At 64.7% G+C, this 13,680-nt stretch carries 12 protein-coding genes; all 12 read left to right on the top strand.

Annotated elements, in window-relative coordinates:
* Window positions 1–34 precede the first annotated feature (34 nt).
* Window positions 35–268 (top strand): sulfurtransferase TusA family protein, encoded by a 234-nt coding sequence (locus I6F28_RS00800; RefSeq protein WP_036011410.1) that lies wholly within the window; start codon window positions 35–37, stop codon window positions 266–268.
* A gap of 269 nt (window positions 269–537) precedes the next feature.
* Window positions 538–2,244 carry an NADH-ubiquinone oxidoreductase-F iron-sulfur binding region domain-containing protein gene (locus tag I6F28_RS00795; RefSeq protein ID WP_225139051.1) on the top strand — a complete coding sequence of 569 codons (1,707 nt, stop codon included), beginning with the start codon at window positions 538–540 and terminating at the stop codon, window positions 2,242–2,244.
* The gene (fdhF, locus tag I6F28_RS00790; protein ID WP_225139050.1) at window positions 2,241–5,009 is read left to right on the top strand and encodes a formate dehydrogenase subunit alpha; all 2,769 of its coding nucleotides are present in this window, start codon (window positions 2,241–2,243) and stop codon (window positions 5,007–5,009) included. Before I6F28_RS00795 ends, fdhF begins: the two co-directional genes overlap by 4 nt.
* 136 nt (window positions 5,010–5,145) lie before the next feature.
* Window positions 5,146–5,619 (top strand): Cys-tRNA(Pro) deacylase, encoded by a 474-nt coding sequence (gene ybaK / locus I6F28_RS00785; RefSeq protein WP_036011401.1) that lies wholly within the window; start codon window positions 5,146–5,148, stop codon window positions 5,617–5,619.
* A gap of 18 nt (window positions 5,620–5,637) precedes the next feature.
* Window positions 5,638–6,723, top strand: a complete 1,086-nt coding sequence (locus I6F28_RS00780) for a HupE/UreJ family protein (RefSeq protein WP_225139049.1) — start codon at window positions 5,638–5,640, stop codon at window positions 6,721–6,723.
* Between the two features lie 161 nt (window positions 6,724–6,884).
* The gene (locus I6F28_RS00775; protein ID WP_225112327.1) at window positions 6,885–7,328 is read left to right on the top strand and encodes a hypothetical protein; all 444 of its coding nucleotides are present in this window, start codon (window positions 6,885–6,887) and stop codon (window positions 7,326–7,328) included.
* Entirely contained in the window at window positions 7,325–8,182 is an 858-nt protein-coding gene (locus tag I6F28_RS00770; RefSeq protein WP_109145110.1) for an alpha/beta fold hydrolase, read from the top strand. Before I6F28_RS00775 ends, I6F28_RS00770 begins: the two co-directional genes overlap by 4 nt.
* 16 nt (window positions 8,183–8,198) lie before the next feature.
* Window positions 8,199–9,395, top strand: a complete 1,197-nt coding sequence (locus I6F28_RS00765; protein ID WP_051057080.1) for an ABC transporter substrate-binding protein — start codon at window positions 8,199–8,201, stop codon at window positions 9,393–9,395.
* 62 nt (window positions 9,396–9,457) lie between these two features.
* Complete coding sequence (locus tag I6F28_RS00760) at window positions 9,458–10,339, top strand: NAD(P)-dependent oxidoreductase (RefSeq protein ID WP_036011385.1); 882 nt, start codon at window positions 9,458–9,460, stop codon at window positions 10,337–10,339.
* 8 nt (window positions 10,340–10,347) lie between these two features.
* The gene (locus I6F28_RS00755; protein ID WP_225139048.1) at window positions 10,348–11,103 is read left to right on the top strand and encodes an IclR family transcriptional regulator; all 756 of its coding nucleotides are present in this window, start codon (window positions 10,348–10,350) and stop codon (window positions 11,101–11,103) included.
* Window positions 11,104–11,191: 88 nt separating this feature from the next.
* On the top strand, window positions 11,192–12,583 hold the full coding sequence (gene tcuA, locus I6F28_RS00750) for an FAD-dependent tricarballylate dehydrogenase TcuA (RefSeq protein WP_225139047.1): 1,392 nt from the start codon (window positions 11,192–11,194) through the stop codon (window positions 12,581–12,583).
* Window positions 12,570–13,670, top strand: a complete 1,101-nt coding sequence (gene tcuB / locus I6F28_RS00745; protein WP_225139046.1) for a tricarballylate utilization 4Fe-4S protein TcuB — start codon at window positions 12,570–12,572, stop codon at window positions 13,668–13,670. The genes tcuA and tcuB overlap by 14 nt, the downstream gene beginning before the upstream one ends.
* Window positions 13,671–13,680 lie beyond the last annotated feature (10 nt).

The following is a 13,680-nucleotide window of genomic DNA, read 5'->3' as shown; positions in this document are numbered from 1 at the left end:
TGACGCAGCCGCTCCGCCTCGCCATGGTGCGGCCATGACCAGGACGACACTCGATCTCACCGGGTTGAAATGCCCGTTGCCGGCCCTGAAGACGCGCAAGGCGCTCAAGCCGCTCAAGGCGGGCGACCAACTCGAAGTTCACTGCACCGATCCGCTCTCGGTGATCGATATTCCCAATCTGATCCGCGAGACCGGCGACAAGGTCGAGATCACCGAGCGCAACGAGGCGCGCATCGTGTTCCTGGTCGAAAAGAGCGACGCCCCGTAGAAACGGGAATGTTCACGGCGGACGCCTTTGCGATCCCGCCGCGCCTCAAGCGACGTCGATAGGACTTCGCTATCGCAGCATGAGACGCCTTTATTGATCTCCCGGCCAATTCGGGCTTGGCTCGGCCTTGCTCAAGAACGCAGGGCCGGTGCTGGGCTCTGTTGAGCCGTGCAGCGTAACCACTTCCGCGAGCGTGATAATTTTCTTGGCATCTGGCATGCCAAAGGATAGAAGTGGAGTTCTGATAAGGACGAGATCGAGACGAAGCGATGAGCCACGAGGACGTGCACAAGGTCCGCTCCTTCGAGCATCCCGGTGAGGGACGCCGACGCGCCAAGGCGACCCCCAAGGGGCGGCAGGTCGATCCCACGGCCGCGCACGAGATCGAGCTGTTGCTCGGCGACAGGCCGCGGCGGCGCGATCTGTTGATCGAATATCTGCACCTGATCCAGGACAAGTATCACCAGATCTCGGCGGCGCATCTGGCCGCACTCGCCGACGAGATGAAGCTCGCCTTCGCCGAGGTGTTCGAGACGGCGACCTTCTACGCGCATTTCGACGTGGTGAAGGAAGGCGAGCCCGACATTCCCCCGCTGACGATCCGGGTCTGCGATTCGCTCACCTGCGCGATGCTTGGCGGCGAGAACCTGCTCGAAGATCTGCAGAGCGCGTCAGGTCCCGGCATCCGCGTCGTGCGCGCGCCCTGCGTTGGACGCTGCGACACAGCGCCGGCCGCCGAGGTCGGGCACAATTTCGTCGACCACGCGACCGTCGCCGATGTGATGGCGGCGGCAAAGGCCGGCGATACTCATACGCATCTGCCCAAATATACCGAGTACGATGCCTACGTCGCGGGTGGCGGCTACAAGCTGCTCAATCGTCTGCGCTCCGGCGAATTGTCGAAGGACGATCTCCTGAAAGCGCTCGACGACGCTTCGCTGCGCGGCCTTGGCGGCGCCGGCTTCCCCACCGGGCGTAAATGGCGCGCCGTGCTGGGCGAGCCCGGGCCGCGGCTGATGGCGATCAACGGCGACGAGGGCGAGCCCGGCACGTTCAAGGACCGCTATTATCTCGAAACAGATCCGCATCGCTTCATCGAGGGCATGTTGATCGGCGCCCACGTGGTGCAGGCGAGCGACGTCTACATCTATCTGCGCGACGAATATCCGGCCTCGCGCGAGATCCTCCAGCGCGAGATCGCAAAGCTTCCGTCGGGCGGCCCGACGCTGCATCTGCGGCGCGGCGCCGGCGCCTACATCTGCGGCGAGGAATCCTCGCTGCTGGAGAGCATCGAGGGCAAGCGCGGCCTGCCCCGGCACAAGCCGCCTTACCCGTTCCAGGTGGGCCTGTTCGGCCTGCCGACGTTGATCAACAATATCGAGACGCTGTGGTGGGTGCGCGACATCGTCGAGAAGGGCGCCGATTGGTGGAAGGGCCATGGCCGCCACGAGCGTCACGGCCTGCGCAGCTTCTCGGTCTCGGGCCGCGTCAAGAATCCCGGCATGAAGCTCGCGCCCGCGGGCATCACCGTGCGCGAGCTGATCGAGGAATATTGCGGCGGCATGGCCCACGGCCACCAGTTCTACGCCTATCTGCCGGGCGGTGCGTCCGGCGGCATTTTGCCTGCAGCGATGGACGACATCCCGCTCGATTTCGGCACGCTGGAGAAATACGGCTGCTTCATCGGCTCGGCTGCGATCGTGATCCTGTCGCACAAGGACAGCGTGCGGTCGGCCGCACTGAACCTGATGAAGTTCTTCGAGGACGAGAGCTGCGGCCAGTGCACGCCGTGCCGCGTCGGTACCCAGAAGGCGGCGCTGCTGATGCAAAGGCCGGTCTGGAACCGTGCCTTGCTGGAAGAATTGAGCCAGGCGATGCGCGATGCCTCGATCTGCGGGCTCGGACAGGCGGCATCGAATCCGCTGTCTTCCGTGATCAAATATTTCCCTGACGAGTTCAAGGAAGCCGCCGAATGACCAAGATCACGTTCGAACTCGACGGCAAGCAGGTCGAGGCCAAGCCCGGCGAGACCATCTGGCAGGTCGCAAAGCGCCAGGGCCGCGACATTCCGCACCTCTGCTATTCGCCGGCGCCGGACTATCGCCCCGACGGCAATTGCCGCGCCTGCATGGTCGAGATCGAGGGCGAGCGCGTGCTGGCTGCGTCCTGCAAGCGCACGCCGTCGGTCGGCATGAAGGTGAAGACCGAGAGCGCCCGCGCGACTGCTGCGCAGAAGATGGTGATGGAGCTGCTGGTCGCAGACCAGCCGGCGCGCGAAACCAGCCACGACCCGGAGTCGAAGTTCTGGCACTGGGCCGAGACGACAGGCGTCACCGAGAGCCGCTTTCCCGCCGCCGAGCGCTGGGCGACCGATGCCAGCCATCCGGCGATGCGCGTCAATCTCGATGCCTGCATCCAGTGCGGCCTGTGCGTGCGCGCCTGCCGTGAGGTCCAGGTCAACGACGTCATCGGCATGGCCTATCGCAATGCCGGCGCCAAGATCGTGTTCGACTTCGACGACCCCATGGGCGAGTCCACCTGCGTGGCCTGCGGCGAATGCGTGCAGGCCTGCCCGACCGGCGCCTTGATGCCGGCCGTGATGCTCGACGACAAGCAGACGCGCGTCACCTATGCCGACAAGAAGGTCGATTCGCTCTGCCCGTTCTGCGGCGTCGGCTGCCAGGTCACCTATGAGGTCAAGGACGAGAAGGTGATCTATGCGGAAGGCCGCGACGGCCCCGCCAATCACAATCGTCTCTGCGTGAAGGGCCGCTTCGGCTTCGACTACATCCACCATCCGCATCGCCTGACGAAGCCGCTGGTGCGGTTGCCGAACGCGAAGAAGGATGCGAACGATCAGGTCGATCCGGCCAATCCGTTCACGCATTTCCGCGAGGCGAGCTGGGAGGAAGCGCTCGACATCGCCGCCAAGGGCCTCGTCAAGATCCGCGACGAGAAGGGCGTGAAGGCGCTGGCCGGCTTCGGCTCGGCCAAGGGCTCGAACGAAGAGGCCTATCTGTTCCAGAAGCTGGTGCGCACCGGCTTCGGCTCCAACAACGTCGATCACTGCACGCGCCTCTGCCACGCTTCGTCGGTCGCGGCGCTGTTCGAAGGCCTCAGCTCGGGCGCGGTGTCGGCACCGTTCTCTGCCGCCATGGACGCCGAGGTCATCATCGTGATCGGCGCCAATCCGACTGTGAACCATCCGGTTGCGGCGACCTTCATCAAGAACGCGGTCAAGCAGAACGGCGCAAAACTGTTCGTTATGGATCCGCGCCGGCAGTCGCTGTCGCGGCATGCGACCAAGCATCTGCAGTTCAAGCCCGGCTCCGACGTCGCCATGCTGAACGCGATGATCAACACGATCATCACTGAGGGCCTGACCGACGACCAGTACATCGCCGGCTACACCGAGGGTTTCGAGGACCTCAAGGAGAAGATCAAGGAGTTCACGCCGGAGAAGATGGAGCCGATCTGCGGCGTCCCGGCGCAGACCTTGCGCGAGGTGGCGCGCACCTATGCGCGCGCGAAATCGTCGATCATCTTCTGGGGTATGGGCATCAGCCAGCACGTCCACGGCACCGACAATGCGCGCTGCCTGATCGCGCTCGCGCTGATCACCGGCCAGGTCGGCCGTCCCGGCACCGGCCTGCATCCGCTGCGCGGCCAGAACAACGTGCAGGGCGCCTCCGATGCCGGCCTGATCCCGATGTTCCTGCCGGACTACCAGCCGGTCGGCCGCGACGATCTGCGCGGCAGTTTCGAAAAGCTCTGGCAGCAGGATCTCGATCCCGTCCGCGGCCTGACCGTGGTCGAGATCATGAACGCGATCCATGCCGGCGAGATCACGGGCATGTATATCGAGGGCGAGAATCCCGCGATGTCCGATCCCGATCTGCAGCACGCGCGCCATGCGCTGGCGATGCTCGATCATCTCGTGGTGCAGGACCTCTTCGTCACCGAGACTGCGTTTCACGCCGACGTGATCCTGCCGGCCTCGGCCTTCGCCGAGAAGGACGGCTCCTTCACCAACACCGACCGCCGCGTGCAGCTGGCGCGTCAGGTGATCAAGCCGCCCGGCGATGCGCGCCAGGATCTCTGGATCATCCAGGAGATCGGCAAGCGCATGGGCCTGCCGTGGAACTATGCCGGACCCGGCGACGTCTTCACCGAGATGGCAGAGCTGATGCCGTCGCTGAAGAACATCACCTGGGAGCGGCTGGTGCGCGAAGGCGCGGTGACCTATCCGGTCGACGATCCGAACAAGCCCGGCAACGAGATCATCTTCACCACGGGCTTCCCGACCGCGAGCGGCCGCGGCAAGATCGTGCCGGCCAAGGTCATCCCGCCGGACGAGATTCCCGACGACGAATATCCGATGGTGCTCTCGACCGGCCGCGTGCTGGAGCACTGGCACACCGGCTCGATGACGCGCCGCGCCCAGGTGCTCGACCAGATCGAGCCGGAGGCGGTCGCGTTCATGTCGCCAAAGGACATGCGCAAGAAGAAGCTGGTGCCCGGCGATTTCATTCGCCTGGAGACCCGCCGTGGCGCCGTCGAGGTCAAGGTCCGCTCCGACCGCGACGTGCCGGAGAACATGGTGTTCATGCCGTTCTGCTACGCCGAGGCGGCGGCGAACCTGCTCACCAACCCGGCACTGGACCCGTTCGGCAAGATCCCGGAGTTCAAGTTCTGCGCGGCGAGGGCCGAGCGCGCCGAGATGCGTGACGCGGCGGAGTAGGGGACGTCATGGGTGGGGCGCATGGTGCCCACACCGTCATTGCGAGCGAAGCGAAGCAATCTAGACTGCCTCCGCGGCAAGATTCTGGATTGCTTCGTCGCTTCGCTCCTCGCAATGACGGTGCTACATGTGACGCATGTCCAAAGTCACCCCCGCGACACGCGCACTCACGGCCGCCGGTGTTGCCTTCACCGTGCACACCTACGACTATGATCCCGACGCCGAGAGCATCGGGCTGCAGGCGGCGGCCGCGCTCGGCGAGGAGCCGGCGCGCGTCCTGAAGACGCTGATGGCGCTGGTCGACGGCAAGCCGGTGTGCGTGGTCGTGCCGTCCGACCAGGAGGTCTCGATGAAGAAGCTGGCGGCGGCGGCGAGCGGCAAGTCGGCGCAGATGATGAAGCCGCCCGAGGCCGAGCGCGTCACCGGCTACAAGGTCGGCGGCATCAGCCCGTTCGGGCAGCGCAAGCCTGTGCGCACCGTGATCGAGCAGAGCGCGCTTGCGCATGATCTCGTCTATCTCAATGGAGGCCAGCGCGGCTTGCAGGTCCGGCTGAAGCCGGCCGATGCGCGGGACGTCCTGAAGGCCGTGGTGGCGGATGTGCTGGCGTGAGCGCGATGGAGCGGGATCATGAGGCGGCTGCTTCTGGCGGGGTTCTGGGTGCTGCTCGGCATCGCTTTTCCGGCAGAGGCACATGAGGTCAATCTCGTCACCGCGCGCGTGGGGCTGAGCCCTGATCGCTCGGTGAGCGTCGAGCTCGGGTTGAAGGGCAGCGATGTCGATCGCCTGATCGGTACGAAGATCTATGATCCGAGACGGGACGCGGTCGATCCTGTCGCGGTCGACGCGGCCAAGCCCGCGATCCTTGCCTATATGGGCACGCATCTGGCTGTCACAGGTGGTGCCAAGGCCTGTGTTGCCGGAGATGCCGCGATCTTGGCCGACGGCGACGGCATCGTCTATCGCAACAGCTTTGCCTGCGCCGACGCCGCCGGCGATCTCATCTATCGTTCCACCGTGCTGACCGAGAAGGACAAGGCTGCTCGACAAGTCGTGCTGATTGCGCAGGGGCGGTCGGAAACGCAGGCCTTGCTCGACGCCGGCAACACGACGGTCACGCTTTCAACCGCGCCGCCGTCGCTGTGGTCGACGATGCAGCGCTATGTCATCACCGGCATCGAGCACATCTTCCTCGGTTACGATCACATCGCATTCCTGATCGCGGTGGTGCTGTGGGCGCGACGGCTCATGCCCGTCGTCAAAATCGTGACGGCCTTCACCATTGCCCATTCAATCACCTTGTCGCTGGCCGCGCTCGATGTTCTCGTGATTCCGAGCAGCATCGTGGAGCCTGCAATTGCGGCCTCGATCGTCTTCGTGGCTGTGGAGAACTTCTTCTCGCGCGACGTCGACAGGCGCTGGCGCGTGGCTTTTCTGTTCGGCTTGATCCACGGCTTCGGCTTCGCGGGGGTGCTGCGTGACATCGGGTTACCGCCAAACACAGCCGTGCCGGCGCTTGCCGCTTTCAACATCGGCGTCGAGATCGGGCAGGTCGCGATCGTTGCGGTCGCGTTGCCGACCCTCCGTCTCGCCGATCGATGGAGCGGAGGGGACCGGTCCGAACCGGTGAGGGCGGCGGGGCTGGTTTACACGTTCTCTGCCATGATCGGCCTGCTCGGCGGCTATTGGCTGGTCGCGCGCGTCTTCGAAGCTTGAAATCAAGCGGTCTCTCTCGCGCGGTCGGCCTGCTTCCGCCACGGCGCGCGGCCCCACGGCTCCTGCGCACTTGAGTTCGCTCACAAGCCCTGTATAGAAACTGGAATAGAAATAGAATATCGTTCTGTACAATAGAACGAACGCAATTGAGGGACGAGACAATGGAATTCGAACGCGTCCGGCAGGACGACGGCTCACCGGTGCCATTCACGCCCGATGCCGTCATCGAAGCCTTCAAGGCGATTCCCGATTTGCTGATCCGCGACGAGGCCCTCACTGCCCGTGGTCGCTGGCTCGATGTGGATTGCCTGCTCGGGCCGAGCACGCAGCCATTCCACCTCGCCATTCGGGCCGGTCGGATCGTCGACATGGCGCCGGCGCCAGTGCTGATGCGTTCCTGGCGCTTCTCCTATCGCGCGACGCCCGCCGCGTTCGCCGCATATTGGCAACGAATGCCGCCGGCGGGATGGCACGATCTGCTGGCGCTGACCAAGCGCGGGCAGGCGACGCTCGAAGGCGATCTGCATCCATTCATAGCGTACCTTCAGTATTTCAAGGATCTTCTGGCGCTACCGCGGCGCAGCGGGTTCGGAGGCGCGTCATGAACGGCTTCATCGAGCCGATTGTCGGGCGCTACGTGCACGTCGAGATCGATGGCGAGGTCAACAGGATCTATTTCGAGGAGAACGGCAGCGGCATTCCCCTGGTTTGCCTCCACACCGCCGGCTCCGACGCGCGGCAGTGGCGTCATCTGCTCGTGGACGACGAGTTCACGAGGCATTTCCGAGTCATCACCTTCGACATGCCCTGGCATGGTAAGTCCAATCCCCCGGACAGCCGATATGGCAGCGAATACCGGCTGACCACCGCGAGCTACACGGCGACGATCCGCGCCTTCTGCAGCGCGCTTGGGCTGGAGCGGCCGGTGGTGATGGGTTGCTCGATCGGTGGCCGCATCGTGCTCAATCTCGCCATTGCGCATGCTCACGAGTTTCGCGCTCTGATCGGCCTTGAGGCCGCCGACTTCCAGCAGCCCTGGTACGAAACGACCTGGCTGAACCGGCCCGATGTTCATGGCGGCGAGGTCTGCGCCGCGCTGGTATCGGGATTGATCGCGCCTGGCGGTCCTGAGGGTGCGCGCAACGAGACACTGTGGGGCTACAAGCAGGGCGGACCCGGCATCTTCAAGGGCGATCTTTATTTCTATCGCGTCGATGGCGATCTGCGTGGTCGCACCGGCAACATCGACGTCAACCAGTGCCCGCTCTATCTGCTGACCGGCGAGTACGATTTCTCCTGCACGCCGGAGGACACGCTGCGGACCGCCGCCGGGATTCCCGGTGCGAAGGCCACCGTCATGGAGCGGCTTGGCCATTTTCCGATGAGTGAAAACCCAGGCCAGTTCCGCCGCTACATCGCGCCGGTGCTGCAAAACATCCTCGATAAGCAAAAGTCGTAAACGGGAGGCGTATGTTATGAAGTTGCGTTGGATGATTGCGGTCGCTCTGGCCGCGCAGACGAGTGCCGCGGTCGCGGCCGACGATGTCATCAGGATCGGCGTTCTCAACGACCAGTCCGGTGTGTTCGCCGACAATGGAGGGCGGGGCTCGGTCGCCGCCGCAAGGCTCGCCGCGGAGGATTTCGGCAACGAACTCCTCGGCAAGAAGATCGAGATCATTTCGGCCGACCATCAGAACAAGCCGGACATCGCATCGGCAACTGCGCGCAAATGGTTCGACAATGAGGGCGTCGACATGATCGCGGACGGCGCAGCCTCCTCGGCCGGCTTTGCCATCCTGGAAGTCGCCAAGCAGAAGAACAAGATCTTCGTCATCTCGGGTCCGGGCTCGTCCGATTTCACGGGAAAGTCCTGCTCGCCGATCAGCTTCCACTTCAACTACGACACCTACGCGCTGTCGAAGCTGACCAGCGACGCGATCACGCGGGCTGGCGGCAAGACCTGGTACTTCGTGACAGCCGACTACGCCTTCGGTCACGCGCTTCAGCGCGATGCCACGAAGTTCATCGACGTCGCCGGCGGCAAAGTGATCGGCTCGGCCGCGCATCCGCTCGGCACTGCGGATTTTGCGTCCTTTCTGCTGCAGGCGCAGGGATCCAAGGCCGACGTCGTTGGCCTCGCGACGTCGGGCGCGGACGTGCAGACCGCGATCAAGCAGGCTGGTGAGTTCGGCATCGTCGAGGGCGGCCAGAAGCTCGCCGGCCTCCTGGTCTTCATCACGGATGTGAACTCGCTTGGCCTGAAGGTCACGCAGGGTTTGCAGGTGACGACCTCGTTCTACTGGGACCTCAACGAGCAGACCCGGGCCTGGTCGAAGCGCTACTCGACGCTGATGGACGGCAAGGTCGCGAGCATGGTGCAGGCAGGCGTCTACAGCGGCGTCCGACATTACCTCGCCGCCGTCAAGGCAGCGGGCACCACCGATGCAACGGTCGTTGCCGCCAAGATGCACGAGCTGAAGGTCAACGACATGTACAACAAGGACGTTGCGGTCCGCCCCGACGGGCGCGTGCTGCACACGATGTATCTCGTGCAAGTGAAGAAGCCGGAGGAGTCCAAGTACAAGTTCGACTATTACCGGATCGTCGGCTCCAAGCCGGGCGACGAGGTATTCCGGCCGTTGAGCGAAGGCGGCTGCCCGCTGGTAAAGTAACTGCGCCGGCCGGGCGGGAGCGGCGTCCGTCCGGCCACACGACTTCGAGGGAGAGTTAAGGAATGTCTGGTTCGATTGGGTTCATCGGTCTTGGCGTCATGGGCGAGCCGATCTGCCGCAACCTGTTGCGCAAGAGCGGCCGGCCGGTGCTTGCCTTCGACCTTGCTGCGGAGCCGTTGGCTCGGGTCGCAGCTGACGGAGCGACGGCGACGACGTCGATCGGGGATGTCGTCGCCGGCGCACAGACGGTCTTCCTGTGCCTGCCCAGCGCCAAGCACGTCATGTCGGTCTTCGAGAGCATCCTGCCGGCGGTCAAGCGCGACCAGACTGTGATCGATCTCGGCACGTCCGACGTCGGCCTGACCCGTTCATTCGCGAAGCAGCTCGCGGAGAAGGGCGCGCTCTGGATCGATGCGCCGATCGCGCGCACCCGCCAGGCAGCCCAGGACGGCACGCTCAGCGTTATGGTCGGCGCGACAGCCGAGCAGTTCGCCGCGGTCGAGCCGCTGATCCGGCATTTTGCGACCGACGTCACTCTCTGTGGCGGAACCGGCGCAGGCCAAGTGACGAAGATCCTCAACAACATGGTGCTGTTCGAGACGGTGAATGCGCTGGCGGAGGCCGTCGCGCTTGCCAAGCACAGCGGCGTCGAGCCGAAGCTGCTGCTGGAGACGTTGTCCAAGGGGTCGGCGGACAGTTTTGCCCTGCGCAATCACGGCATGAAGGCGATCGTCGCCGGGGAGTTTCCGCTGCGGGCGTTCTCCACTGAATATGCAATGAAGGACCTCTCCTATGCGCTGGAGCTCGGCGCGCAGGCTGGGCTCAACCTGCGCGGTGCCGCGCTTATGCGCACCATCTTCCAGGAGACGATCGACAAGGGGATGGGGGATGCTTACTTTCCCGTCATCGCTAAGCTCATCGATCCCTCCGGATTCCCCCAATAGGAAACGCCATGCCTTCGCCCGGTGTCGCCGCCGTCGACCGCGCTCTGACGATCCTTGCCGCGTTCGAGGATGCCCCGGAGCCGATGACGCTGGCGGAGCTTGCCAAGCGCACCAAGATGTACAAAAGCACGCTGTTGCGGCTGATGGCCTCGCTTCAGGAATTCGGCTACCTCGTGCAACTCGCCGACGGCCGCTACCATCTCGGGCCGACGCCGTTCCGGCTGGGTGCGGTGTACCAGCGCAACAACAATCTGCATGATCGGGTGATGCCGCTGCTGCGCCAGCTCGTGGCCGACGGCACCGAAAGTCCGTCGTACCACGTGCGGCATGATGCCAAGCGCCGGCTCTGCGTGTTCCGCGTCGATTCCCAACACTCGACGCTCGACCGCGTCGAGGCCGGCATGCTGCTGCCGCTGGAGCGCGGGGCGGCGGGCCGGGTTATTCTCGCCTTCGACGGTGAGAAAGGCGCGACCTATGACGCGATTCGCGAGGGCTGCATCGCAGTGTCGTTCGGGGAGCGCGATCCGGATTGTGCCGGGCTGGCCTGCCCCGTGTTCGGGTCCGGCGGCAAGTGCGTCGGCGCCTTGTCGCTCTCGGGGCCGAAGCCGCGCTTCACGAGAGACAATATCAAGACGATGGCGTCGCTGTTGCTGAAGGCAGCCATCCGCCTGACGCGCACGCTGGGCGGTCCGACCGAGATCCTCGACAATGCCTTATCGGCTTCGGCTGAAGACGCGCGTCCAGCGCGCAGGGCGAGGCGCTAGTTGTCGACAAGATGCGCAACGCTGGAAGGTCGAGCATGCCACTGACGGACAGAATTTCTCCAATCTCGCGTGCCGTCGGGCGGACGGTATGAGCAGCAAATACGACGTGCTGGTGATCGGCGGCGGCAATGCGGCCCTGTGCGCGGCGATCAGCGCGCGGGGCGGCGGGGCCTCGGTGCTCGTGCTCGAAGGCGCGCCGAAATTCTATCGCGGCGGCAACACCCGCCACACCCGCAACATGCGCTGCGCCCATGATGCGGCGACCGAAATCCTGACCGGCCCCTACACCGAGGAGGAATTCTGGGAGGATCTGCTGCGCGTCACCGGCGGGCAGACCGACGAGGTGCTCGCCCGACATATGATCCGCGAATCCAAGGACATCCTGAACTGGATCGTGGAGCAGGGTGTGCGCTGGCAGCCCTCGCTCGGCGGCACGCTGAGCCTCGGCCGCACCAACTCCTTCTTCCTGGGCGGCGGGCGGGCGATGCTGAACGCGCTTTATCTCACCGCGGAGCGGCTCGGTGTCGACGTCGAATACGACGCCGAAGTCGTCGATCTCGTGATCGAGGACGGCATGTTCCTCGCCGCGCGCCTCCAGCGGCCGATCAAGGGCGAGACCGAGATCCGCGCGACATCACTGGTCGCCGCCGCCGGCGGGTTCGAGGCCAACATCGAATGGCTGAAGCAATATTGGGGCGAGGCCGCCGACAACTTCCTGATCCGCGGCACGCCCTATAACCGCGGCTCGATCCTGAAGATGCTGCTCGACAAGGGCGTGCAGGAGGTCGGCGATCCCACGCAGTGTCATGCGGTCGCGATCGATGCCCGCGCGCCGAAATTCGACGGCGGCATCATCACGCGGCACGACTCCGTGGTGTTCGGCATCGTCGTCAACAAGCATGCCCAGCGCTTCTACGACGAGGGCGAGGACCTCTGGCCGAAGCGGTACGCGATCTGGGGCCGGCTGGTCGCGGCGCAGCCCGACCAGATCGCCTACATCATCTTCGACTCCACCGTGGTCACCAGCTTCATGCCGACGTTGTTTCCGCCGATCGCCGGGCAGACGATCGCCGAACTCGCCGGCAAGCTCGCGCTCGATCCGGTCGTGTTGGAGAAGACTATGACCGAGTTCAACGCGGCAGTGCGGCCCGGGACCTTCGACCACACCATTCTGGATGATTGCGTGACGGAAGGCATCACGCCGCCCAAGACGCATTGGGCGCGCCGGATCGAGACGCCGCCTTTTCTCGCTTATCCGGTGCGGCCCGGCATCACCTTCACCTATCTCGGCACGCGCGTGAACAAAGAGGCGCGAATGCTGATGAAGGACGGCAAGCCCTCCGCCAACATGTTCGCCGCCGGCGAGATCATGGCCGGCAATGTGCTTGGCAAGGGCTATGCGGCCGGCATGGGCATGACCATCGGCAGCGTGTTCGGGCGGATCGCAGGACGGGAAGCGGCGAAACATGCACGGAACTAGAATTCTCGACGAAGCCGACCGTCTGATGACGGTCTGCAATTCCTGCCGCTATTGCGAGGGCCTGTGCGCGGTGTTTCCGGCCATGGAGATGCGGCGCGCCTTCTCCGACGGCGATCTCAACTATCTCGCCAATCTCTGCCATTCCTGCGGCGCCTGCTACGTCGACTGCCAGTTCGCGCCGCCGCACGAATTCAACGTCAACGTCCCGAAGACGTTGGCGGTTGCGCGCGCGGAGTCCTATGCGGCCTATGCCTGGCCGCGGCCGCTCTCCGGCGCCTTCGCGCGCAACGGCCTCGTCATCAGCATCACCGCCGCGCTCAGCATGGCGATCTTCATTCTCGGCTTTGCCGCCTTGAATGACCGCGGCGTGCTGTTCGGCGTGCACACCGGGCCCGGCGCCTTCTACAAGCTGATGCCGCACAACGCGATGGTCGCGCTGTTTGGCGCCGCATTCCTCTACGCGATCCTCGCACTCGTCATGAGCGTGCGTGCCTTCTGGCGCGACATCGGCACACCGATCGGCAACCGCGCCGACGGCGGATCGATCTTTCAGGCGATCCGCGACGCCGGTGAGCTGCGCTATCTCCATGGCGGCGGCGTCGGCTGCTACAACGAAGACGACAAGCCGACCGACCGGCGCAAGCTCTATCATCACCTGACTTTCTACGGCTTCATCCTGTGCTTCGCAGCGACGTCGGTCGCGACGCTCTATCACTATCTGCTCGGCCGCGAGGCGCCGTATCCGTGGTGGGACCTGCCCGTGGTGCTCGGCACGCTCGGCGGCATCGGCCTGATCGTCGGGCCCATCGGCCTGTTCGCGGCCAAGATGCGGAGCGATCCCGCGCTGCTCGACGAATACAGCTACGGCATGGACGTCGGTTTCATCGCCATGCTGTTCCTGACCGGCCTCACCGGAATGCTGCTGCTGGTGCTGCGCGAGACTGCCGCGATGGGACCGTTGCTGGCGCTGCATCTCGGCGCGGTGTTCGCATTGTTCATCACTATGCCCTACGGCAAGTTCATGCACGGCATCTATCGCTTTGCCGCGCTGGTGCGCTACGCGCAGGAGCGGCGGACGGCGGCGTGACCCCGCGCCG

This window comes from Bradyrhizobium sp. NBAIM14, from assembly GCF_020193895.1.
Lineage (GTDB): Bacteria > Pseudomonadota > Alphaproteobacteria > Rhizobiales > Xanthobacteraceae > Bradyrhizobium > Bradyrhizobium yuanmingense.
The sequence above is the reverse complement of the archived record's forward strand: the minus strand, read 5'-3'. Positions and strand labels throughout refer to the sequence as shown.